Origin of the sequence: Pseudomarimonas salicorniae (assembly GCF_023156535.1) — a bacterium.
In the GTDB taxonomy this organism is placed as follows: domain Bacteria; phylum Pseudomonadota; class Gammaproteobacteria; order Xanthomonadales; family Xanthomonadaceae; genus Pseudomarimonas; species Pseudomarimonas salicorniae.
Map to the genome: position 1 here is coordinate 72333 of NZ_JALNMH010000004.1, position 23090 is coordinate 95422.

A 23090-nucleotide genomic window follows, 5' to 3' on the forward strand; every position below is an offset into this window, starting at 1 on the left:
GTGGGTCAATCGCAAAGGGTGGGAGGAGCGTCGGCCTCGGTGCCGCACACGATGCAGACGTTCGACATCGCGCCCGAGGCGAGCAGCTGCCAGCGCCTGACCAGCTGCTTGCCGGTGTCGCAGCTGTCCGGCTTGAGGGTCAGGGTGACCGCCGTGGCCGGCACTGCTCGACCGCCGCGCGGCCCGAAGCGGATGTCGGTCACCGCCACATCGGCGGCGTCGACCACGGCGAAGCTGTCGCGCGAATCCAGGCGGCCGACCCTGAGGATCTCGTTCGCATCGAGGCCGTCGTCGTCGTCGTCATCGCGCCAGACCAGCCAGCCCTGGGACCAGTCGGCGGCGCAGGCGTTCTGGGCGGCATTGGACGGGCAGATACGCACCTGATCGTTGCTGCGCAGGGCCTCGCTGCGGGCGAAGGCAAAGGCCGCGCTGACGTCATTGGTCTGCGAAACGATCCGGTTGCGCTCGAAGGCATCGGCAAAGGTCGGCACGCCCACGATCAGCAGGATGCTCGCGATGACCACGGTCACCAGCAGCTCGATCAGGGTGAAGCCGGCGGATGGGCCTTGAGGCCGGGAAGTGCGCATGCCTGGTCGTCCTCTTGTACGGAGATCAACGTAACCCGGGCAAATCGCAAGCTCCAGCGAAGGCCGACGGCCGGACGGGCCAGGCGGATCAACGCGTTGGGCCCGGACCTGGCGCACAGTTTGTCAGCCGCAAAGCGCCTGGATTCCCCGCTGCGGACAGTAGCGCTGGCCATCGGGGGCTGACAAGCAAGCCCGCCGGCCGGCATGTGCAGGCAGACGAGCGGTCGGGCCAGACCCGAGGCGCGCGCATGCGGACACAGACGGCGGGGTTGGGCGCAAAGAAGACCTTCCACAACACCCGAATGTAGGAGCCAGCTTGCTGGCGATAGGCACCCCGGACCGGACGATCGCCAGCAAGCTGGCTCCTACACACGCAACGGCGTTGCCAGGTCCGGTTGGCGCCGCGAAGCAGGCCCTGCGGTAGTCAAACTGTGGGAGTGCCCTTAGGCGCGACCGCGGAGGCGCGCTCTTGCCTCGGTCTGTGGTGAACACGCCACGCCGCGGTCTCGCCCATGTGCGCTCCTACAGTCGGGCTTCGTTGGGGGTCGGCGAAGGCCTATAGGGTGTGCCTTGGCGCACCGATACGGACGTTCGGACGTTACGCCGGTGCGGCCAGCCGCACCCTATGGATGTCCGCTTCGCGCCCATCCCTGCCGGACCGGACCGGACCGGACCGGACCGAACGAACCGAACAGAACCGAACAGAACCGAACCGAACCGAACCGAACCGAACCGGGAGCCATTCTTTCCGATGCGACGGGCCGGATGTGCGTTCCGCGGGCGTTCCGGACCCTGGGCGTCAGGGGCTTGCCACGACCTGATAGCAGGGGTGGTAGTCGCCAGACATCTTCATCCGCCCCTGGGCGACGAAGGCGCGCAGCAGGGCATCCAGGGCCCGCATGATCGCCGGCTCGCCATCGATCCGGAACGGACCGTGCTGCTCGATGGCACGCATGCCCTCTTCCTTGACGTTGCCGGCCACGATGCCGGAGAACGCACGGCGCAGGTCGGCGGCCAGATCGTGTACCGGCACGTCGCGGTGCAGGTGCAGCCGGGCCATGTTCTCGTGACTGGGCACGAACGGCTGCTGGAACGACAGCGGGACCTGCAGCGACCAGTTGAAGAAGAAGGCGTCCTTGTTCTCCAGGCGGTGCAGACGCACCTGCTCCATCCCCCTGGCCATCTGGCGGGCCACCTCGGCCGGATCGTCGACGATGATCCTGTAGCGCTGGGCGGCAGCTTCGCCGAGGGTCAGTTGCAGGAACTGATCGATCTGCTCGAAATAGGCCGCCGACTCGCGCGGACCGGTGAGGATCATCGGAAAGGGCAGGTCGCGGTTCTTCGGGTGCAGCAGGATGCCGAGCAGGTAGAGGATCTCCTCGGCCGTGCCGACACCGCCGGGGAAGACGATGATGCCGTGGCCCAACCGGACGAAGGCCTCCAGGCGCTTCTCGATGTCCGGCATGATCACCAGGTGGTTGACGATCGGGTTCGGCGACTCGGCGGCGATGATGCCGGGCTCGGTGATGCCGATGTAGAAGTTGTGGTACCGGCGCTGCTTGGCGTGGGCGATCGTGGCGCCCTTCATCGGGCCCTTCATGGCACCCGGGCCGCAACCGGTGCAGATGTCGAGGCCGCGCAGGCCGAGCTGGTAGCCGACCAGCTTGGTGTACTCGTACTCGTGGCGCTTGATCGAGTGGCCGCCCCAGCAGACCACCATGTTCGGTTCGACATCGGGGCGCAGGACCCGCGCGTTGCGCAGGATCTCGAAGACGGCCGCGGTGATCCCGTCCGAACTGTCCAGATCGAACGCGTCGCTGCCCTCGATGTCGGTGGCGACATAGGCAATGTCGCGGACCACGGAGAACAACAGCTCGGCGACGCCGTGGATGATCCGTCCGTCGACGAAGGCGGTGGCCGGCGCATCGGTCAACTCCAGCTTGATGCCGCGGTCCTGCTGCATCACCTGGATATCGAAGTTCGGGTAGCGCTCCATCGCGGCGCGCGGGTCGTCGGACTCGCTGCCGCTGGTCAGCACGGCCAGGGCGCAGCGGCGCAGCAGGTCGTGCAGGCCGCCGGTCGAGGCGTCGCGCAGGCGCTGCACCTCCATCCGCGAGAGTACGTCGAGGCCACCGCGCGGGGAGATGCGGGCGCTGACCACGGCAGGAAGGGTCGAGTTCATGGAAGTCCTTGGATGACGGGGCCGTCCGCCGGAGCGGAGGCGAGGTCCGGAAGAATCGGAAAGCCGCCGAGGCGGCTAGCGCTCGGTGAGCTGGGTCTGGGGCACGCCGCCCTCCACCCAGCGGGCATTGAAGCCGCGCTCACGCAAGAGGAAGGTGGCCGAGGCGCTGCGGCCACCGGCGTCGCAGTAGGTGACGACCGGCCGCGAGGCATCGAGTTCCATGCAGCGCATGCGCAGGTCGCGCAGCGGCATGTTGGCCGATCCCGGCAGGTGGCCCCAGGCAAACTCCTCGGGCAGGCGTACGTCCACGAGCTGGGTCCCATTGCCGACATCGCCGAGGCGCACCGGCTGGACCATCGGCTCGCGCAGGAAACGCTGGAAATCGCGTCCGGGCAGTCGCACCAGCCGGCAGTCGGTGACGGCCTCGACCGTGGCATTGCGGTTCAGGCCGGAGACCAGAGCCTCTTCGCCAAAGCCCTCGCCCGGGGGAATGCGGTCGACTTCCACCAGCTCACCGCCCTCTTCCATCGGACGCAGCACCCGGCATTCGCCCGAAACGAGGACATAGTAGAAGTCGCCGGGCGAATCAAAGCGGATGATCGCCTCGCCGGCGGCAAATTCCACGGGCTCCACTGAAGCGATGACCCGGACGATGCTGGCCGAGGGCACCTGCTGCAGGACCGGGCTGCGCAGCATCGCCGCCATCCAGTCCGCCGAGCTGTCCTCATTGATGTCACGCACCTCGATGATCCCCGCCTGATTCCACGTCATCACCCGGTCGAGCCGGTCCCGCTCAATGTACAACACCTGCACCGCGGTCCGGCAGCGCGCCGTGCAGGCGAAACGCGGACCGTTGGACAGCGCATAGCGTGACGCCTCGCTGCCCGCCTCCACCAACCGGGTCTCGCCCTCACGTTCGAGCGCGAGGGTGCCTTCCACCAGGTAGGCGACGCGCTGCGAAGGCGTGCCGGCGGTAAAGGCGACGTCGCCCTCCCGATAGGACAGCAGCTGGCTGCAGCGCGCCAGCTCCGCCCGGTCGGACGGATTCAGGCTATGGGTCGGTACGAAACGCCGGAACAGGGCGAGATCGATCATGGCCGAAGAATACGACAAAGCGACGTGCAAAAAGAAAGACGGCCGGGAAACCCGGCCGTCCTTCGTACCGCATGCCGGAACCGCTTAGAAGCGGTAGCGGAAGCCGACCTGCAGTGCCCAGCGCGATTCGGCGCTGCGATCGCGACGGCCAAACTCTTCCAGATTGACCAGGTCGTAGACGTAGCGGCCGCTGGCCGGGTCGACACCGGCGAAGTTCACGAAGCTGCGCGCCGAGCCACCATCAGACTGGAAGAAGATCTCGTCGATGTGGCCCCAGTCCTTGTTGATCAGGTTGCCGACATTGAGCACGTCCAGCCAGATCTCCGAGCTGTGGCCTTCGAAGAAGCCCGGCAGCTCCTGCGAGAAGCGCAGGTCGACGTTGTTGACCCAAGGCGCGTAATGCGAGTTCCGCGGGACCACGCCGCCGGCGTAGCCACCCAGCCCTTCGCGGTTGACGATGTCCCAGAACGCAGCCTCTTCCGACGGGTCGGTGAAGATCACGTCGCCCGGGCCCGACGGGATGTACAGCAGGTCGTTGCCGGACTGGTTGTCGCCGTTGGCGTCGTTGTTGAAGACCCAGCTGTAGGGCTTGCCGCGACGGCCTTCGTAGAACGCCGCGAACTCGCTCTTGTAGCCGCCGAAGAAGAAGTGACGGTAGCTCAGGGTGCCGGTGATGCGGTCCTTGGTCACGTAGGCCGAGCGGGAAGCCACATCCTGGCCGGGATTCAGCGAAGCCACGCTGCGCCAGTTGGAGATGGCGCGCGAGGAGGTCAGGCCGTTGACCTCGTCAGCATCGGTATAGGCGTAGGCCAGGCTCCAGGACAGGTTGCTGTCCTCGCTGTAGGGCTTGCTGATGGACAGGGTCAGCTGCTGGCCGTCACCCTTGCCGGTGCGCTTGGTCAGCAGGACGTCGTTGAAGCCGGCCACGTTGCCGTTGCGCGAGCCGCCGTTGAAGCGGTTCTGCGAGGCGTTGTAGCGGCTCGGGTCGGTGCTGCCCCAGTAGAAGTTGCGGCCGTCGACGCCGGTGCCGCTGACCTGACCGAGGTTCAGGTGCTCGTAGTAGATGCCCGACTCGACCTCGGTGAAGATGACCTCGGCGGTACCGACCATGCCCCACCACGGCAGCTCGTGGTCGAAGGCCAGGTTGGCCTTCCACACCGAGGGCTGCTCGAGGTCGCTCTCGACCACGTCGACATCCGAGCGCGGGCCGGAGCCGGCCGCGAACAGCGGCTGGTTGTCCGGATTGGACGAGAACACCGGGCCGCCGGTGCTCGGGCAGCTGGAGAAGCCGCCGGTGCCGCAGCCATAGCTGACGATGGTCAGGCCGTTGTTGGTGAACGGGTTGGCCAGCCAGACATTGGCGGCGGCACCCTGGAACAGGCCGAAGCCACCGCGCATCTGGGTCGGGCGCTCGCTGTCGAAGGTGTAGTTGAAGCCGAAACGCGGCTGGATCAGCTCGTTGCCGTCGATGGTGCCGTCATTGCGGATGCCGAAGGCGTCGAAGAAGGCCTGGTTGAACGGCGGCTTCTCGTCGATCTGCGGAATATCCAGGCGCAGGCCCATGGTCAGCGTCAGGTTGTAGTTGACGCTCCAGACGTCCTGGACGAACAGGCCGACATTGTCCAGGGTGTAGTCGGCCGCGGCGTCGTTGACGTTGCCGCTGGTCGAGGTGCGGAAGCTGTACTCACGCAGCGGGCCACCGTTGCGGAATGCGTCCAGCGAACCGAAGCGGTAACGGCCCAGGCTGGACTCGAGGAACAGGTTGAACACCTCGTTCGACTCGAAATCGGCGCCGAACTTCACGTCATGGTCGCCGAGGAACAGGTTACCGGCGAGGTAGGCGTTGAGGGTCTGGGTCTCGAGCAGGTTGGCGTGGCGGAACTGCTCGGTGCCGAAGCGCAGGTTGGCGCGACCGAAGTCGACCTGGACCTGCGGCTGACGGGCGAACAGGGCCGGGGCGCTGATGTAGTCGCGGTAGCTGACGCGGAACTCGGTGGAGAAGTTGTCCGACCAGTCGGAGAACAGCTCCAGCGCGTAGTTGTCGAACTCCTTCTCCTGGCTGTACCAGTAGCTGGACAGGGAGAAGAAGTTGCTGCCGAAGCCGGGCAGGATCGCCTCGGCCTGGTCGGTGGTCGACACGCGCAGGGCAGCGCGGTGGTAGTCGCTGATGTTCCAGTCGAAGCGGGCCAGCCAGGTCTCGACCTCGGTGGAGCTGCCGCCCGGATTCAGGCTGCCCGGCTGGAAGCCGAAGCCCTGGGCGATATTGATGACGTCATTGAGCTGCGCCGAGCTGATGCCGTCGGTGGCGCGGTCCAGCGGGCCGCCGCCCAGATCCGGACCCGGGGAGCTGATATCGGTCTTGTCGTAGTTGATGAAGAAGAACAGCCGATCCTTCAGCAGCGGGCCGCCGAAGGTGAAGCCGTAGGTCTCTTCCTTGTCGAAGCCCTGGAAGGTGAAGCCGCGATCGTCGGTCTCACGCAGCCAGTCGCCGTCACGGTAGGTGCCGTAGACCGAGCCGAAGAACTCGTTGGTACCCGACTTGGTGACGGCGTTGATGTTGGCGCCGGTATAGCCGCGCTGCTCGACACCGTAGTTGACGATGTTGATCTGCACTTCCTCGATCGCGTCCAGCGAGATCGGCTGGCGCAGGGTCGGCAGGTTGTTGGACTCGAGGCCGAAGGTGTCATTGGTGGTCACCGAGTCGATGGTGACGCTGTTGAAGCGCGAGTTCTGGCCAAGGGCCGAGATCTCCGAGCGCTCCTTGTCGGTCTGCGAGATACGCGGGTCGAGACGGGCGTAGTCCTGCAGGTCGCGGCGGATCGACGGCAGCTGGCGGATGGTCGCCTCGCTGATCGTGGTGCCGGCGCCGATGGCGTCGGGCGAGAACACGCTCGACTGGGCCGAGGCGATGACCTCGATCTGGTCCATCTGCTGGGCAGCCGGGTCGAGGAACAGGTTCGCGCTGCCGGTCTGGCCGAGCTGCAGGAACAGGTTCTCGGTCGACTTCGACTGGAAGCCGTCGGCGAGGACCAGAACGCTGTACGGACCACCGACGCGCAGGCCGCGCGCGTTGTAGCGACCGTTCTCGTCGGTGCTGGCGCGGCTGATCGTGCCGGATGCGGTGTGGGTGATGATCACGTCCGCGTTGGCGATCGGGGCGCCATCGGCGCCGACGACGAGACCCTGCAGGGCGGAGGAGGTCTGCTGGGCGAAGGCCGGGGCGGCGGCGAGTGCGACGGCCAGACCGATGGCGAGGCGCGAGCGCGGGAGCAGGCGACGATGGCTCATGAGGCTTCCTTGAGGTTGATGCGATGCAGAAAAAAACGGTCGGCAATCCAGCCGAAGGCCTTGCCGGCAGCAAGCTGAGGGCAAGGCGGGTTGGGGGTTCTGCCAATGCCGGCGAGGCGTTCCTGTCGAGCCGGGTTAACTAGAGATTAACACGGTAGCCGGCGACTGTGACAGCGATGTTTCAGCAGGAATTCCCCCACCATCCCCCGCTCCGCCGGCCCCGGTTCCAATCCCGGCCTGGGGCAGATCGAGGGGCGACGCGGCGGGGAGCAATGCCAACGTCGGCCAACGTGATGCGTTCGAGCAGGCAACGTTCACGCTGCGACCGGACCAACGCCGCGACAGCCCCCGGCAGGTCGCGAGCACCTGGAATCAGGACGGGCCGACTTCCACCAGCCATGAGCCGGGGCGCAGACGCAGGCGCGGACCGGGCAGGCCAAGGCCTGATGGCGGCTCCGGTCAACGCCCGAGGTAGCTGGCCACGCCATCCAGAAACATCTGCACCGACAGTGCCACCAGCAGCATGCCCATCAGCCGCTCCAGCGCGATCAGGGCGCGGTCACCGAGCCAGCGGTACAGGGCGGTGGCCGAGAACAGGATCAGCGCCGTGCCGCCCCAGGCGATCAGGAGGGCGAGGCTCCAGTCGGCGGTGCGTTTGGGGTCGCTGTTCGCCAGCAGCATCACCGCGGCCATCCCGCTGGGGCCGGCCACCAGCGGGATCGCCAGCGGCACGATGAAGGGCTCTCCCTCCGGAGTGTCGCCGAACATCGGCTTCGGGCCGGGAAAGATCATCTTCAGCCCGATCAGGAAGAGCACGATGCCGCCGGCAATCGAGATCGACTCCTGGCGCAGCTGCATCAGCCGGAGCAGGTCGTCGCCAAAGAACAGGAAGCCGAACAGGACACCCAGTGCAATCAGCAGTTCGCGGCCCAGGACCCAGCGCCGACGCGCTGGCGGCAGCGGCTTGAGCTGACTGAGGAAAACCGGGATGTTGCCCAGCGGATCGAGGATCATGAACAGCAGGATCGCGGCGGCGATGGTGCTCATGCCCTGCTCCTATCGTTTCAGCGCCCGCACCGCGGCCCGCTGCTGCCCTTCGCCACTGGCCAGGGCAGCCACGAAGTCCGTCGCGTAGGCGGCGGCCTCGGGCCACTGGCCGGGATCCTCGGAGAAGTATGCCTTGCCGCGCAGCGGCGTGCGCATCGGCCCGGGCTGCAGGGCGTGCACGCGGATCGGTGTGTTCTCCAGCTCATCGCCGAGTTGCACCGCCCAGCTCGCCCGTGCCGCCTGGGCCGCGGGATAGGCGCCCCAATAGGCCTTCTGGCAGCGCTGCGGGTCGTCGACCGCCACCAGCACCGCGGCATCGGGGGACTGCATGAGCAGCGGCAGGCAGGCCTGGGTGAGCAGCATCGGTGCAGTCACGTTGACGTGCAGGCTGCGCACCAGGTCTTCGGGCGGAATCGAGCCGAAGGCCACCAGCCCCTTGAATTCGGCTGCGGCGTGGATGATCCCGTCGAGGCGGCCACAGCCCTCGTGGATCGCCGCTGCCATCCGCTCGTAGTCGGCCGGCCCGGCGCCTTCCAGGTCCAGTGGGTACAAGGCGGGCTCGGTGTGACCCGCCGAGACCAGCGAATCATAGAGCCGATTGAGCTTGGGCACCCGACGGCCGAGCAACACCAGAGTGGCGCCTTCGGCAGCGGCTGCGCGAACGCAGGCCGAGCCGAGGGCGCCGTGGGCCCCGACCACCAGGACGACGCGCCCGGCGAGCACGCCCGCCGCCGCAGTGGACACCTCAGCCACCGCGGGTGGCTTCGGCCACCATGCGCTGCAGTTCGCCCTGTTCGTGCAGCTCGACGGTGATGTCGCAGCCACCGATCAGTTCGCCATTGATGAACAGCTGGGGGAAGGTCGGCCAGTCGGAGTAGCGCGGCAGCTGGGCACGGATCTCCGGATCGGCGAGTACGTTGACGCTGTGGAAGGTGGCGCCGCAGTCGCGCAGGGCCTCTGCCGCACGGCTGGAGAAGCCACACATCGGGAACTGTGGCGTGCCCTTCATGAACAGCACGATCGGATGCCCGGACACGATCTGCTGGATCCGCTCCTTGACGGACATGGAAACTCCTTGAGTGTTCGTGGATCGACCGGCTGCGATCAATTTGCCCGATCACCGGGCGTTGCCGTCGAATTGCTACCATTTTCACACAAGCGCCGGCCCGGCGCCGCCCGATGGGTGACCCGGCCGGCATCCGATCCATGCTCCAGCCCAACCCGCAAGAGGATAGCCATGGCCATCGAACTGCCCGCCCTGCCCTACGCACGTGATGCTCTCCAGCCGCACATTTCGGCGGAAACCATCGACTTCCACTACGGCAAGCACCACCAGACCTACGTCACCAATCTCAACAACCTGATCAAGGGCACCGAGCACGAAAGCGCCGACCTTGAAACGATCATCCGGAATTCCAGCGGCGGCCTGTTCAACAACGCCGCCCAGGTCTGGAACCACACGTTTTACTGGAACTGCCTGAAGCCCAACGGAGGCGGCGAACCGTCCGGCAAGCTGGCCGACGCGATCAACGCGGCGTTCGGCTCCTTCGCCAGCTTCAAGGAGGAGTTCACCAAGACCGCCGTCGGGACCTTCGGCTCCGGCTGGGCCTGGCTGGTGCAGCGCCCTGACGGCACGCTCGGCCTGGTCTCGACCTCGAATGCCGCCACCCCGCTGACCGGCACCGATACCCCGCTGATGACCTGTGATGTGTGGGAGCACGCCTACTACATCGATTACCGGAATGCCCGTCCGAAGTACATGGAAGCGTTCTGGAACCTGGTCAACTGGGACTTCGTCGCCTCGCAGATGAAGTAAACGGGCCGCGGCAGCCGCTCCTGCCTGCGTGCGGAGCGGCTGCTGCGGGCGCAAATCGGACGTACCGCAAAACCCGAATGTAGGAGCCAGCTTGCTGGCGATAGTTGCCCCGGACGGGACGATCGCCAGCAAGCTGGCTCCTACATGCAACCGTGCCGCAGGGTCCAGTTTGCGCCGCAAAGCAGGCCTTGCTGCAGTCGAATTGTGGGAGGGCCCTTGGGCGCGACCGGAGCGCTAAGGATTCACTACAGACCGCGGCCAGAGCGGAACTCCGCGGTCGCGCCCAAGGGCACTCCCACAGTCGAACCTCGTTGGGCGTCAGCGAAGCCCCATAGGGCGTGCCTTGGGCCCACCGACACGGGCGTTCGGACGGTACGCCCGGTGCGGCCAGCCGCACCCTATGAATGTGCGCTTCGCGCCCATTCCGCGCCTCTGCGATCTGACCCTTGCGGACGCCGGCGAGATGCTTTCGCATCTTCATGGCGGTTCCGCTGCCCTCTGCTCCGGCGCCCCACGGACCTCCGCCCGGCCCGGGCCCGCAAAAACACGGGCGGCCCGGAGGCCGCCCGTGGAGCGCTTCGCAGGGGAGGGACGTCGCGCTCTATTCGAGGGGACCGCTTAGCTGCCGCGGACGACCAGTCGGCTGGCGTCGACGCTGACCACGCCTTCGGTGCGCTCGGCGGTGGCGATGGCGCGGGCGCGCATCTCGGCGGTGGGGACGACGCCGGACAGGTGGACGACGTTGCCCTTGGTGTCAACATCGATGTCGAGGCCCTTGATGTCGTCATCGGCCAGCAGCTGGGTCTTGACCTTGGTGGTCAGCCAGCCGTCCTCGGTCGCCTCGGCGGCGGTCTTGGCGCCCTTGCGGACCTCACCCGACGCGGTGGCGGAATTGGCCTCGGTGCGGGCCACGGTGCCCTCGGCGGCGACCACGATCAGGTTGGTCACGCCGGTCACACCATCGACCGAGCGCGCCAGAGTCTCGGCCGCACTCTTGTCGGCCAGGCTGTCGGCGCCACCGCGCAGGGTGACTACGCCATTCCTGGTGTCGACATTGATGTCGAACCCCTCGGTGCGCTCATCTTCCAGCAGCTTGGTCTTCACGCTGGCGGTGATGGTCGCATCGTCGATCACGGTGCCGACGGTGCGGTCCGCATCGTTGGCCGCGTGGAGCGGCAGGGCCAGCCCGGCGGTACCCAGGGCCAGCGACAGGGACAGGAACAGCTTGGAGGGAACGGTATTGCGGTTCATGGTGAACTCCTTGAGGTGATGGACAGGGCTTCTACGTGGGCCCCGAAGGTTCAACGCGGACCCGCCGCGGCATCCCTTGGGGGTGCGCCCTACACCATCAGGTTCCGTGCCAACCCGACCCCTCCCGACATATCAACACGTTACATCGACAGTCCCGCCGGGGGCTTGCAGAATGCAGCGGCATCGCGCCCGGCTTCGTGTGGAATGCCCGCCTACTCGTCGCGGCGGGGCTTGAGCAGATTGGTCTCGCCGAGCTGGTCGCGCTCTTCGGCAAGGTCGGCATCGACATCAGTGGACGGCGCGGAGGAGAGCGCCGCGGAATCGACCGACGCTGCGCCGGCAGCGGGCTTCGGCTTGGCCGGCGCAGCGGCAGGGCCTCGCGGCACTTGCGACTCCCCGATACCCTCGAGGGTCACGCGGAATTGCGGCTCGGGCAGGCTCACGCCGCGCTCCTCGAGGCATTGCTTCACCCGCACCAGGCAGGCGCTGCGCGCAGCGGTGAAATCGTGGCGACGCTGGTCAACCCAGCCGGTGAACCGAACCACCACGCTGGAGTCCCCGAGAGCGACCACGGAGGCCCGGGGCGCGCGCTCGGACGAGACCAGGCCACTGGCGGTGATCGCCTCGAGGCCGATCTGCTGGGCCCGCACGAGGTCATCGTCGCCGCCCACGCCAAGATCGAACTCGAAGCGGCGCAGCGGGTTCCGGCTGTAGTTGAGGATGACCGCGTTGAACACCTTGCTGTTGGGGATCCGCAGGTGGTTGCCGTCCAGGGTCATCAGCAGGGTCGCGCGCGAGGTCAATCCGACCACCTTGCCCTCGTGACCGTCGATGCTCAGATGATCGTTGGGTGCGAACGGCTGGCGCAGGCTGAGCAGAACACCGGCGAGGTGGTTCTCGATGATGTCCTTGAACGCGAAACCCATCGCAATGCCGACCACGCCTGCGGCGCCAAGCAGCGCACCGACCATCGCGGTCAGGTCGAGCAGTTCCATCGCCAGCAGCAGGCCCAGGCCGAAACTGACGACCCGCACGGCCTGGCCGGCCATCGTCGCCAGGTAGGGATTGCCGCCGCCAAGCCGGGCGACCCAACGACGGCGTGAAAGCCAGCCACCGATGCCACGGGCGACCGCGACGATGAGGGCGGCCACCGCCAGCAAGGGCAGCCAGTCGAGGATGCCGCTCCACAGCTCACGCAGGCGCTTGAGCGTCGGCGTGAGGCGCGTCTCGAACGAGGTATCCAGACGCATGCGGTCGTCGACCGGAAGCGGGTCCACCGCGTCTCGAACCACGGCCAGTGCCGCCTCTCGCTCGGCGTTGTCGGCCACCACGCCCTCGACCCGCAGTACGCCGTCCTCGGCGCGCACCTGCAGCGCCTCAAGCCCGGCGCGGGCCAGCGCCGCCTCGGCGCTGGCCTCCGGATCTGCGGCGGAGGAGGACCCCTGCGCCATGGTGGCAGACGACAGCAGAAGAATCAGCCATGCAAGGAAGAGGCACAAGCGAGGCATCTCGGGTCTCCGTTTCGGCAACGCAGCCTTGAAAGGGGGGGCGGTTCATCCTGCCAGCACCGGCCTTCGCGGTCACGGCAGGCCCGCGTGATCGCGCAGCATGCCCGGCGGACACTGCAGAGTGCATGGCGCAGGGAGCACCGCCCGCGCCCGCAGGGGCTTGAACACGTGGTTCCAGCGCATGGCACGCGACTTGCGTGAGGGGGACAGCCCGCATTCCGGCGGGCTGAACCAGTTCCCCCAAACAGAGGATTACCAACATGAAGAATGCCAGCACCCTGCAGGAACTCGTCTCCATCGCCCGTGACGGCGCCAAGTTCTACGACGAGGCCGGCAAGGAGGTGAATGACCCCTCCCTCAAGCTGCTGTTCCTGCGCATGGCCGACCAGAAGCGCACGCTGATCGCCTCGCTCAGCGGCAAGCTCGCCGCCAATCACGAGGACATTCCGACCGAAGGCACCATCGCCGGCAAGCTGCGCCGCGTCTACACCGACCTGCGCGGCAGCCTGTCCAGCAACGAAGCCAAGGTCTACGTCAGCCAGCTCGAGGAGACCGAGGATCGCCTGCTCGAGCACTTCGAGGACGCCCTGCAGAAGGTCGAGGACCCGACCGTCCGCAGCACCCTTCAGGCGCACATGCCCCAGGTCCGCGCCTGTCATGCGGAAATGAGCGCCGCCAAGAAGCGCTACGCGGCCTGACCGGCCGCGGCGGCTGGCGCGCCCTGCCCTGCGGCGCGCCAGCCTCCTCTCACCCGGTGCCGGCCGCGTCGCCGCCGCAAAGGCTCCGGGGCTCTCCTTGGATCGAACGGAGTCGCTCATGAGCCACGCGGACATCGTCGGCTGGATCGCCACCCTGGTCCTGGTGCTGACGCTTGGCCACCAGGCCTGGAGGCAATGGCGCCGCGAGGATGGCCCGGGCGTGCCTCCTCTGCTGTTCGCCGGCCAATGCACCGCGTCGATCCTGTTCATCGCCTACAGCGCGATGGTCGGAAGCGCGATCTTCGTGGTCGCCAACTCGCTGATCCTGGTCACCGCGCTGGCCGGCTTTGCCGGCTGTCTGCTGCGCACACGGCAAGCGTGACCGGTACTCATCCAAACGTGACCGGTACTCATTGATGTCACCGCGCGGAGCCCTCTCCCCGGGCCGCCGGCCATCCATCCCGTGCGTGCCCCCGCTCCGACGCGCGCCTGAACCATCGAACGAGGAAGGCCGGCTGGTTCCTGCAAGCTCGAAGCGCGCTGCTGCCCGCGATCGGCGCAGGCACCACAACACATCATTTGCGTGCGGTGACCGTGCGAGATGCCAGCTCCGGTCGGGCATCCCGCCTTGCACCCGCCGCGTCGGGACGGCCGCAGTCTTTACAAATCAATACTTTATGCGTTGGCACGCTGCATGCTCAGCGGTGGATGCAACACCCATCCATCCATCACCAAGGGAGAACCACCATGCTTTCGTACGCCATCATCTTCTTCATCATCGCCCTCGTCGCCGCCCTGTTCGGCTTCGGCGGACTGGCCGGTGCTTCGGCCGGTATCGCCCAGATCCTGTTCTTCGTCTTCCTGGTCCTGTTCGTGCTCTCGCTGATCTTCGGCCGCCGCGCGCGCTTGTGACCGGAAGCGCCGCCGGCCGGGCGCGCCCTAGTGCCCCGCCTGGCCGGCGGCCCCGGAAAGACGCATAACAAGGAGAACCTCATGAACCGATCCCCCAAACTGCTGGCAGCGGCCCTCGCCGCCGCCCTGCTCCCCGGACTGGCCTTCGCTTCCTCCAAGGACGACGCACGTCTGATGCAAACCCGCGCCGAAGCGGCCATTGCCGCGGCCGAGCGCGCCGAGGCGGACACCCGCGCGGCCCCCAGTCTGCAGGACGCCCGCGCGCTGCTCGCCCAGGGCGAGGGTTCCTTCGACGACCGCGACTACCGGGACGCCGAGCGCGAGTTCGAGCGTGCGGCAGCCGATGCACGCCTCGCCGAGGCCCGCGCCCGACAGGCCAGGAACGAGCAGGTGACCGATGAACTGAGCGCCGCCATCGAGGCGCTGCGCACCGAGATCAACCGTCTGGAGACCGAGGCATGAACCGCAAGCTCACCCTTATTCCGATCGCCGCCGCGCTTCTCGCCGCCGGCTGCGCGAGCCGCGACACCCTTCCGCCCGAGCTGGTTCGCCTGGATCAGCAGCTTGACCAGATCCAGTCCGACAGCCGCGTCGCCGCCAATGCCCCGGAGCTGGTCGACGAGGCCGGCCGCAGCGTCGAGTTCCTGCATCGCGAGGTCCGCAGCCTGGACGATGACGAGTTCAGCCACCGCGTCTATCTTGCCGACCGACTGATCCAGACGGCTCGCGCCGAGGGCCTGGCAGGCTATGCCGAAACCCAGCGCCGCACCCTTGCGATGGAGCGTGAGTCGCTGCAGCGCGCGGCTGCAGAGGCGCGCCTGGCGGCCACCCGCCGGCAGCGTGATGCCGCTATTGCCGAGGCGCGGATGGAGAGCGTGCAGCGTGCCGCGGCCCAGGACGCAGCCCTGGTCGCCCGGATGCAGGCCGAAGCTGCGGAACAGGATGCCGAGGAAGCGCGGCGCCGGGCCGCCGAACTCGACGCCCAGCTCGCCGAGATGAAGGCGGAAAAGACCGCCGAAGGCTGGAACCTCACCCTCGGCGACGTGCTGTTCGAGGTCGACAAGGCTGTGCTGAAGCCGGGTGCCGAGCGCCAGCTCAGCGCGCTGGCCGAGGTCCTGCGCGACAACCCCGCCGCCACCGTGGCCATCGAAGGCCATACCGACTCCACCGGTAACGCCGGCTACAACCAGTCGCTGTCCGAGCGTCGCGCGCAGGCGGTGGCCAGCTATCTGGCCAGCGAGGGCATCGAGCGCACCCGCATCGAGAGCCGCGGGCTCGGCGCTTCCTACCCGGTGGCCAGCAATGCCACGCCCGAGGGGCGCAGCCAGAACCGTCGTGTCGACGTGCTGATCAGCACCGGCAACCGCGACCACACAGCGCAGGTGACCCGGGCCCGCTAGCAGTTCCCCACCTCTCCGTGGATCGACGCCAACGCGTCACCTGCCCGCCCGACCCGGGGCGGGCAGGCCCAGGAAGAGGTAGCAGCGGTTCATCGTTTCCGCCGGACCCTTTTTCGGGACAGGCACAGGGAGGTGCCTGCGGCAGCGGCTCAGGTCTGCGGGCGCGGGCCGCCCAGCAGCGAGTCGACCAGCAGCAGTCGCTCGATTCCACCTACCGCTTCCAGACCGGGGTTCAACACCTCCGGAGAGTGTGCGATCAGCAGGCACGCCAGCCGCAATCCGTCCCAACGCTTGGCCAGCACCGCGCTGCGCGCGCCCATGGCTTCCAGCAATCTCCGCTCGCCGTCGACCGGCAGCGCCAGGTGAAGCCGATCCTCGATGCCTGCCCCGTCCCAGTCACCCCCTTCCACCTCGCGCCCATCTTGCTGAAGGTCGACCACGATGCGTGTCTGCAGGGACTGACCCGGATGGCGTCGCAGGTTGAGCGGGTCACAGCTCAGCCCCGCGCGCTGGGCGAGCCCAAGGGGCCGGCGACCGGCGGCGGCCCAGCGCGGAGACAGCGCACGGGACCCCAGCTCGGGCAGCCACACCTGGCATTCGCGATGTTGCGAAAGAATGCGCATCTCGTCCGCTAGCAGCCTCATGCGGGCTTCTTCGCTGGGGGCAGCACCCAGACGAAAAGCGGCCTGCTGGAGCCAGGGAGTGTCGTCGGCGCCCATGCCCGGCCGGGCCCTGGGCAGGAACTCGACAAGCAGGTGGCCATCGTGGGCCTGAACCACTACGTCTGCGGTGCGACCGAGCGGATCGATCCGTTGTCCGAGAAAGCGCTGTGGCGCGCGGCTGACACCGCCCCAGCCCAATGACTGCACCCAGACATCGAGCAACTCAGGCCCGATCAGCCGGGGCAGGCTGGCCCCGCGGAGGCATTGCTCGGGCAAGCCAAGAACGGCGGAGATGCCGCGGCTCGCGTGGCTGACCCGCCAGGTCTGCAGATCGACCGCCAGCAGGTGTCCGTGTGCCTGGATACGCAGCCGGGGAATTTCAGCGTCGCGCGGCAAGTCCGCCTCGGCGGGCGGCCTGATCTCGATCACGTCGATAGGGAATTCCAGCAGGATGAGCGATGGGCGGATGCTGCATCCCGCTCGCCTTGTTCACATTAAGCGCGCTTAATCGCCCTGCCCCCGGTTGGCCGGCGCTCAGGCGGCTTCGTCGGAGTCGAACTCGATCATCTGGATCCGGCGCGGCAGCGGCACGGTGTTGAACACGTCGTTCCACATGCCCTGCTGCGGGGCGAACCAGCTCAGATCAAGCGCGGCATAGCGGTCAACGAACTCGACCTCGCGCTGCATCGCTTCGCGCTGGAGGAGCTGCAGCCGGCGGCCGGACAGGCGTTGGATGCTTCCCTCACGCCTCAGCTCGCCAAGCGCCCGGTTCACGTAGACGTTGGACAGGCCGATGGCGTCGCCGATCAGCTGCTGGGTCAGCGGCACGCTGACGAGTCCGTGCTCCGCTCGCCCTCCCACGCGCTGCCGCGACCAGAGCTCGAGCAGGAAGTGCACGACCCGCTGACGTGCCCCCATCCTCGCCACCACGCGCATCCGGTCGGCCAGCACCGCGTTGGCGGCCATGCCCAGACTGAACAGCAGCGCGGCAAGCCGCGGCGCGCCGACAAAGATCTCGTCGAGCGCGGTCTTCGGGAACGGACAGACCACGGACCTGCCTGCGGCGGCGACGCTGAAGCGCGACCGCGCAAAGACCACGTCCGACATCCCGATCACGTCCCCGGGCAGGTAGACCTGGGCAAGCTGGCGCTTGCCGTCGCGCTGCGTGCTGTGGCTGTAGCAGACGCCCGAGCGCACTACGAACAGCCGGTCTACGCGGTCGCCTTCGCGGCGCAGCGTCTCGCCGGCTGCCAGGCGCCTGCGCTCCTGCTCGAATCGCTCCAGCAAGGCCCTTTCGCGCGCGGTGATCCCCACCAGCCGCGTGACCGTACTGACCAGGCAAGCCCGCGCCACCGGCCTAGCCCCCGGATTCCGATCCCGAGGCGGCCGTCTGGGTAGCAGCGACCGATGCGCCGTGGACCAGCCGCAGACGCCGCCTGAGCGTGTCTACCTGGGAGATCAGGCGGCGGGCATCCTCGGGGTCGCGCACCTGGTCCTCGATCGCCCGACAGAGGGCATCGGCCTGGCTGAGCAGGGCGCGGTCAAGCTCGCGGTCATTGCGGGTGTGCTCGACAATCCGGGTCAATGCGGCGACCACCCGGTCGAGGAACAGGCTCTGGCCACCGGCGTTCTGACGCAACGGATCGAAACACAGGCCGATCAGCACCGCGGAGGAGCGCCGCCTGAGTCGAAGCCGTCCGTGCCTTCCGCGGGTGTCGGCACCGCCAGGTCGGGACTGCTCGATCACCAGGGCCCGGCTGAGCAGCTCGCCCAGCCGGTCGACGGCCATGCCGGCCGAATGCGGGTCATTGAGACTGGGCGAAAGCGCGCGCAGGGCGAGATCGACGAGCTGACTCATGCCGCAGAAAGGGTCCTGCTCACACTCCGGATGGTCTTCAATGCGTGCGTGGGACTGGACTTGCGGGCCGATGGCCTTGCCCAGATCCGGTGGCCAGACGGTGGCCAGGCACTCGCCCTCGCGGATGAAATCGCCAAGGCTCACCTCGATGCTGATATAGGCTCCCGCGGCCTCCGCCAGATCGTCGAGGCGGGTCACGTCGGCGGCCTGCAGATAGCCCGAGCGCGGCGCCGACACGGTGTGCGGCGAGGGGCCGGGCATGGGCGGCCATTCCTCCGGATCGCCCTCGCGCCCGACGTCACGCTCGACCTCGTCGAGCACCGCGTTGGTGTCCGATGCGATCGCAGCCACCACCTGGCTGGCGCGCAGCGAGGTGGCCAGGTGGTGGAGGTAGTAGATCAGCAGCGCGACGGACACGAAGCCTGCGATCACGCCCAGTCCTACCGCGATGTGGGGAACCTCGTCGCCGTTTCCTATGCCACGCATGACCACGAGGCTATAGGCATGCACGCCCAGCAGCAGGCCGATCGACGCCTGGCTGATGCCGTCCGCGAGGAAGGTCTTGAGGACGCGCGGACTGTACTGGGCGCCCGCATGCGTGAGCACGGCAAGGGTCAGCGAGACCGCCAGCGCGGCGATGGTGAGGCTGCTGGTGGCGATGGCGGTGAGCGCCGAGCGCGCGATCTCCGGCGTCGCCAGCAAGGCCTCCGGCCAGGGCACCAGTTCGGCCAGTGCGTCGTCCAGGAAGACCATCGCCAGACCCGCGATAACGCCGCCAGCCAGCGCCACCGAGGGGAGGAAGGCGAAGTTCGAGCGTATCCGGTTCCAGAGCGGGACGCGGAGCGCGTTCATCGCTCGACCATCAGGGCGAAGGGCTGCAGCATCTCGCTGCGCGCGGCCACGATCTTGGTGCAGACCAGCAGCGGCATGGCGAGGAGCAGTCCCGGAACGCCCCACAGCCAGCCCCAGAACAGCAGCCAGACAAGGATGACAACCGGATTCAGCGAGAAGCTGCGGCCCAGCACCAGGGGTGTGACCAGCTGGCTCTCGACCATGTTGAGAAAGAGGTAGATCCCGGCCGGTGTCAGGGCCTCCACAGCCGAGTCGAACTGGAGCACCCCGACCGCAACCAGCAGCACCGCGCCGAGCATCGGGCCAAGGTAGGGGATGTAGTTGAGCAGCGCCGCCATCACGCCCCAGAAAAGGGGGTTCTCGAGACCGGCGCCGTAGAGGGCGAGCGCCACCGCGGCGCCCAGCCCGAGATTGACCAGGGTGACGGTGCCGACGTACCGGGTTACGTCGGACTGGATCTCGCGCACCACCGAAACGGTGTTGCGCTTGTCGGCCAGGGTCGGAGCCATGGTGACGATCCTTCGGAACAGCAGCTCCCCGAACACAAGGAGCAGATAGATCAGCATGATGCCACTGACGCCCATGGCAAGACCGCCAAGCAGGCCACCGTAGCGCTCACCCAGGCCGATCGGATGCTCGACCACCGCGACCGTGCGACTGCGTTCGCGCTCGCTCTTGCCCATGGTCTCGATCGTGTTCAAGGCCTGCTCGACGCGCTCTGCCGGGGACAGCGGATGCATCATGCCCTCGACCTTGCGTTTGAACTGCCAGGCCAACTGCGGCGAGCGGTCAGCCAGCTCGCGGGCGGGCTCGTAGCTCAGCCATCCGGCGAGGCCGACCACCCCACCCAGGGCTGACATCACCATCAGCGCCGCCAGCCAGCGCGGAAGCCAGCGACGACTCAGCCCCCTGACCATGGGGTTGAGCAGCAGGGCGACCAGCGCCGCGGTGAGAACCGGCAGCAGGATCGGCGCGGCCAGCTTGATAGCGACGATCAGGGCCAGCCCGGCGAGGATCAGCATCGCCGCCGTCGAGGGACGACGCTTGGCTGCCGCCAACGACGGCGTGCGAGGCGGGCCTGCCGGACTGGCCAGCGAGTCAGCCATGGGCGCCCGCCGCCGACTGCTGGGTCGGGGTTGGAGCGGCGGACTTGGATCCCATGGACATGTCACCCGGGTCTTCGACCGGGGCGGCGTCGGCCTGACTTCCGTCTTCACCGGCACCGGACGGCTGGCGGCCCTGGGCAAAGGCCTCCAGAAGCGGACGTGCCTGGTGCCACCAGCGCATGGCCAGGCCGAAATTGGCAAGGCTCAGCCAACTGGGCGTCGAGGACTGCCCCGACTCGCCGCCACGCCGCTCACGGCGGCGGGGCTCGCCCTTGGGCGGAACCGCATGCTCAAGAAGAACGCCCGCGACGACGCCGGTGAGGGCGACCGTGCTGGGGTAGGCCACCGAACCACGGTCGGCGCGCGATGCGGCAATCCGCGCCCGCGCCCGCTCGATGCAGTCCTGCGCGCGAGCCTCGGCCTCGGCGACCCGGGCCTTCTTTTCGGCAAGACTCATGGCTTCTCTCCGGCAAAGGACGCAAGCAGGGCGCGCAGCTGCCGCCGGGTCGCAGACAGGTCGGCTTCGTGCAGACGCTCTCGGGCCAGCCGGGCGCAGCCCGCTGCAACCAGTGCCCCGGCCAGCGCGCCGCTGAGCAGGGCCCAGGGCCAGGCCAGCCCCAGCCAGAGCCCCAGCGCGACGGCGCTGGCAACGAGGAGCAGCAGGGAGACGCCGGCGACGAAGATCGAGAGCAGCGTCCAGAGCAGGCAGCGCAGCACGCCCGACGCACCGAGCGCGAGGTCGCGCCCAAGTAGCTCCAGCAGCGCGGTGGCCGCATCGGCTTCTGCCGCGGCGGCCTCGCGCATGACCTTGATGTCGGCCTCAGTGCTCATCGCCAGGCTCAGCGACGCAGCATGCGCGAAAGCAGGAAGCCGCCTGCGACGGCGATACCGAACGCCGCCAGCGGTCGCTCTCGGATGAACTGCCCGGTGCGGTCGGCGAGATGGCGGGACTTCTCACCCATCGCCGCGAACTGCTGCTCCGCGGCGCTGACCGCGCTGGAGCCGGCCGCCTTGGCCTCCGCGCCGGCTGCACGCAGCTCGGGGCCGGAGCCGCTCAGGCCATCGCGAAGGGCCTGCCGCGCGGCGACGTTGGCCACCTGCACGCCCTCGACCACCTTGTCGGCAGCCTTGGCCAGATGCGCCGATGCTGCACCCAGGTGGGCACCAGTCGAGTTGGAGGATCCGTTCTCGCTGCGCGAGTGGCTGGCGCTCGGGGTCTGCTTGCTCATGGTGTGTCTCCTGTTGAAAGATGGGAGGGAGGTCGGCGGCTAGCGGGCCGCCTGCAAAGTGCCCGGGTCGTTGGCGATCCAGGCGGTGATGAAGGGATCGTCCTCACGCTCGCCATAGGCCTGCGCGTACAGTCTCTCGACCTGCTGGGTGCGGCGATCGAGACGCAGATCGACACGCAACATGGCGGGCGCCTGGTTGGCGGCGATCAGCAGGCCCCACAGCCGCGCATCGGCACGATCGTCACGCAGGGTCAGCGACTCGAGGCGTGTCATCTCGAAGCGGTAACCGAAGCCGAGCCGCTCGCGCAGTGCAGCGGCGGCCTTGTCGGCGAACGCGACCTCGAGGCGATCCCGGGCGACGTCCATGTCGGCCTCGCTGCGGACCAGCCTGATCGGCTGATCGACGGTCATGCGCTCGCTGACAGCGGGCAGTTCGGGATTGGACAGCGCAATCAGCGACCACAGGGCGGCCCAGGCAGTGACGCCCAGCGCCGCCAAGGGCAGAAGCGGCACCCCGCGGCTCATGACACACCTCCTGCCATGGCAGGCACGCTGGGCATGGCAAGCGACGGCAGCTCAGCCTTGCAGGCCGGAACTTCATTGGCCGCTGCCCGTTCCGGGCTCGCCACGGTGAGGGGGCGTGGAGCCGGAGCCGGCTTCGACCGATTGTGGTTGGCGAGGACCCGCAGGTCCGCTTCGGTCAGCTCTTCGATGCACAGGACGGTCATGGCGGCGTTCCTCGGGGGCGACGATGAACATCACGCAAACGCTGTGCCAACCCTTCGTGAAAACCGAATCAATGACTTAGCCCAAACCTCCGCCGATGACCCATTGCAATCGGCACGGTTGCGCACGAGCGAACGGCGTTCTGCACGGAGGCACCCGGCGCTCGGCCGGTGAAGGAAGCCCACCCAGAACCTCCGCGAGGGATGAAAAGCACGATCGGGCAAGGGTTTGCGCTCGCCCCGGGCGATGCTTGCTGCGCAGCACACGAATAGCTAATGGCTGGCATGTCTCTTGCTGCCCTCCCGCCAATGCCGGCTCGACCGTCCACGGCCGAGGCTTGTCTGGGAGCGCCGGGCCATGAAGGGATTTCTCATGAACTCACAAACGATGAGCATTGACCCCGAACGCAGCTGGCCGAGCTGGGCCATATCGATCACGGTCGTCGCGGCGGTGATGCTGGTCGGTTCGGCATTCCCGGCAGGCGAGTGGTACCAGAGCCTGGCCAAGCCGACCTGGCAGCCGCCGCCGTGGATTTTCGGACCCGTGTGGTCGGCGATCTACGCGGCACTGGCCGCGTCGCTGGCGCTGCTCCTGCAGGCTCCGCCGAGCAGGCAGCGGCGACGCAGCCTGGTCGCATTCGGCGTGATGCTGCTGCTCAATGCGGCCTGGACACCGCTCTTCTTCGGGCTGCAGTCGCCACTGCTCGCCTTTGCCGACGTGATCCTGCTCTGGATAGCCGCTGTATGCAGCGTCCTGACCGCGGCCGCGGCACGTCCTGGCGCGGCATGGCTACAGTTGCCAAACCTGCTTTGGGTATCCTTCGCCCTCGTGCTCAACGGCGTCATCCTGGCACTCAACTGGTAATTGCGCGTA

25 protein-coding genes are annotated in these 23090 nt (G+C 67.8%); 7 read left to right on the forward strand and 18 right to left on the reverse strand.

The genetic code is table 11. The features are described from left to right. Positions 1-5: 5 nt before the first annotated feature. From M0G41_RS06045 to grxD, 7 genes are all read right to left on the reverse strand, one after another. Positions 6-587, reverse strand: a complete 582-nt coding sequence (locus tag M0G41_RS06045; protein ID WP_248206494.1) for a GspH/FimT family pseudopilin — start codon at positions 585-587, stop codon at positions 6-8. A gap of 799 nt (positions 588-1386) precedes the next feature. Then, entirely contained in the window at positions 1387-2769 is a 1383-nt protein-coding gene (gene ppnN, locus M0G41_RS06050) for a nucleotide 5'-monophosphate nucleosidase PpnN (protein ID WP_248206497.1), read from the reverse strand. A gap of 75 nt (positions 2770-2844) precedes the next feature. Further along, positions 2845-3864, reverse strand: a complete 1020-nt coding sequence (locus M0G41_RS06055) for a cyclic nucleotide-binding domain-containing protein (RefSeq protein ID WP_248206499.1) — start codon at positions 3862-3864, stop codon at positions 2845-2847. Between the two features lie 84 nt (positions 3865-3948). After that, positions 3949-7152: a TonB-dependent receptor gene (locus tag M0G41_RS06060; RefSeq protein WP_248206500.1), complete on the reverse strand. Its 3204-nt coding sequence runs from the start codon at positions 7150-7152 to the stop codon at positions 3949-3951. Positions 7153-7611: 459 nt separating this feature from the next. Beyond that, positions 7612-8199 carry a YhgN family NAAT transporter gene (locus M0G41_RS06065; protein WP_248206501.1) on the reverse strand — a complete coding sequence of 196 codons (588 nt, stop codon included), beginning with the start codon at positions 8197-8199 and terminating at the stop codon, positions 7612-7614. A 9-nt stretch (positions 8200-8208) separates the two neighbouring features. Continuing rightward, a complete protein-coding gene (locus M0G41_RS06070; protein ID WP_248206503.1) occupies positions 8209-8952 on the reverse strand; it encodes an SDR family NAD(P)-dependent oxidoreductase in 744 nt (247 codons plus the stop codon). Further along, complete coding sequence (gene grxD / locus M0G41_RS06075) at positions 8945-9265, reverse strand: Grx4 family monothiol glutaredoxin (protein ID WP_248206505.1); 321 nt, start codon at positions 9263-9265, stop codon at positions 8945-8947. The genes M0G41_RS06070 and grxD overlap by 8 nt, the downstream gene beginning before the upstream one ends. Before the next feature lie 171 nt (positions 9266-9436). On the opposite strand from grxD, the gene sodB reads away from it, so the two are divergent. Then, a complete protein-coding gene (gene sodB, locus M0G41_RS06080; protein WP_248206506.1) occupies positions 9437-10015 on the forward strand; it encodes a superoxide dismutase [Fe] in 579 nt (192 codons plus the stop codon). Positions 10016-10633: 618 nt separating this feature from the next. On the opposite strand, the gene M0G41_RS06085 is transcribed toward sodB, so the two are convergent. Both M0G41_RS06085 and M0G41_RS06090 read right to left on the reverse strand, forming a co-directional pair. After that, positions 10634-11266, reverse strand: a complete 633-nt coding sequence (locus tag M0G41_RS06085) for a BON domain-containing protein (RefSeq protein WP_248206509.1) — start codon at positions 11264-11266, stop codon at positions 10634-10636. A gap of 212 nt (positions 11267-11478) precedes the next feature. Next, positions 11479-12774 (reverse strand): mechanosensitive ion channel family protein, encoded by a 1296-nt coding sequence (locus M0G41_RS06090; protein ID WP_248206510.1) that lies wholly within the window; start codon positions 12772-12774, stop codon positions 11479-11481. Positions 12775-13034: 260 nt separating this feature from the next. On the opposite strand from M0G41_RS06090, the gene M0G41_RS06095 reads away from it, so the two are divergent. The 5 genes from M0G41_RS06095 to M0G41_RS06115 all read left to right on the forward strand — a co-directional run bounded on the left by M0G41_RS06095 (position 13035) and on the right by M0G41_RS06115 (position 15784). Beyond that, positions 13035-13472 carry a PA2169 family four-helix-bundle protein gene (locus tag M0G41_RS06095; protein WP_248206513.1) on the forward strand — a complete coding sequence of 146 codons (438 nt, stop codon included), beginning with the start codon at positions 13035-13037 and terminating at the stop codon, positions 13470-13472. A gap of 118 nt (positions 13473-13590) precedes the next feature. Further along, the gene (locus M0G41_RS06100) at positions 13591-13854 is read left to right on the forward strand and encodes a hypothetical protein (protein ID WP_248206514.1); all 264 of its coding nucleotides are present in this window, start codon (positions 13591-13593) and stop codon (positions 13852-13854) included. 365 nt (positions 13855-14219) lie between these two features. After that, on the forward strand, positions 14220-14384 hold the full coding sequence (locus M0G41_RS06105) for a DUF1328 domain-containing protein (RefSeq protein WP_248206516.1): 165 nt from the start codon (positions 14220-14222) through the stop codon (positions 14382-14384). Between the two features lie 81 nt (positions 14385-14465). Then, entirely contained in the window at positions 14466-14846 is a 381-nt protein-coding gene (locus M0G41_RS06110) for a DUF4398 domain-containing protein (protein ID WP_248206519.1), read from the forward strand. Next, the gene (locus tag M0G41_RS06115) at positions 14843-15784 is read left to right on the forward strand and encodes an OmpA family protein (RefSeq protein ID WP_248206522.1); all 942 of its coding nucleotides are present in this window, start codon (positions 14843-14845) and stop codon (positions 15782-15784) included. Before M0G41_RS06110 ends, M0G41_RS06115 begins: the two co-directional genes overlap by 4 nt. A 149-nt stretch (positions 15785-15933) precedes the next feature. Here the strand turns inward: M0G41_RS06115 and M0G41_RS06120 are convergent, their stop codons facing one another. From M0G41_RS06120 to M0G41_RS06160, 9 genes are all read right to left on the reverse strand, one after another. Then, positions 15934-16875 carry a hypothetical protein gene (locus M0G41_RS06120; protein WP_248206525.1) on the reverse strand — a complete coding sequence of 314 codons (942 nt, stop codon included), beginning with the start codon at positions 16873-16875 and terminating at the stop codon, positions 15934-15936. 105 nt (positions 16876-16980) lie between these two features. Then, the gene (locus tag M0G41_RS06125) at positions 16981-17733 is read right to left on the reverse strand and encodes a Crp/Fnr family transcriptional regulator (protein WP_248206528.1); all 753 of its coding nucleotides are present in this window, start codon (positions 17731-17733) and stop codon (positions 16981-16983) included. Positions 17734-17803: 70 nt separating this feature from the next. Beyond that, positions 17804-19156, reverse strand: a complete 1353-nt coding sequence (locus M0G41_RS06130; RefSeq protein ID WP_248206531.1) for a DUF2254 domain-containing protein — start codon at positions 19154-19156, stop codon at positions 17804-17806. Beyond that, the gene (locus M0G41_RS06135; RefSeq protein ID WP_248206533.1) at positions 19153-20262 is read right to left on the reverse strand and encodes an AI-2E family transporter; all 1110 of its coding nucleotides are present in this window, start codon (positions 20260-20262) and stop codon (positions 19153-19155) included. The genes M0G41_RS06130 and M0G41_RS06135 overlap by 4 nt, the downstream gene beginning before the upstream one ends. Continuing rightward, on the reverse strand, positions 20255-20719 hold the full coding sequence (locus tag M0G41_RS06140) for a hypothetical protein (protein WP_248206537.1): 465 nt from the start codon (positions 20717-20719) through the stop codon (positions 20255-20257). Before M0G41_RS06140 ends, M0G41_RS06135 begins: the two co-directional genes overlap by 8 nt. Beyond that, complete coding sequence (locus M0G41_RS06145) at positions 20716-21093, reverse strand: hypothetical protein (RefSeq protein ID WP_248206539.1); 378 nt, start codon at positions 21091-21093, stop codon at positions 20716-20718. Before M0G41_RS06145 ends, M0G41_RS06140 begins: the two co-directional genes overlap by 4 nt. An 8-nt stretch (positions 21094-21101) precedes the next feature. Beyond that, entirely contained in the window at positions 21102-21491 is a 390-nt protein-coding gene (locus tag M0G41_RS06150; protein ID WP_248206541.1) for a hypothetical protein, read from the reverse strand. Positions 21492-21530: 39 nt separating this feature from the next. Continuing rightward, positions 21531-22016 carry a hypothetical protein gene (locus M0G41_RS06155; protein WP_248206543.1) on the reverse strand — a complete coding sequence of 162 codons (486 nt, stop codon included), beginning with the start codon at positions 22014-22016 and terminating at the stop codon, positions 21531-21533. Then, the gene (locus tag M0G41_RS06160) at positions 22013-22219 is read right to left on the reverse strand and encodes a hypothetical protein (RefSeq protein WP_248206545.1); all 207 of its coding nucleotides are present in this window, start codon (positions 22217-22219) and stop codon (positions 22013-22015) included. Before M0G41_RS06160 ends, M0G41_RS06155 begins: the two co-directional genes overlap by 4 nt. 370 nt (positions 22220-22589) lie before the next feature. Here M0G41_RS06160 and M0G41_RS06165 point away from each other — a divergent pair, with 370 nt between their 5' ends. Then, the gene (locus M0G41_RS06165) at positions 22590-23081 is read left to right on the forward strand and encodes a TspO/MBR family protein (protein WP_248206547.1); all 492 of its coding nucleotides are present in this window, start codon (positions 22590-22592) and stop codon (positions 23079-23081) included. Positions 23082-23090: the final 9 nt, after the last annotated feature.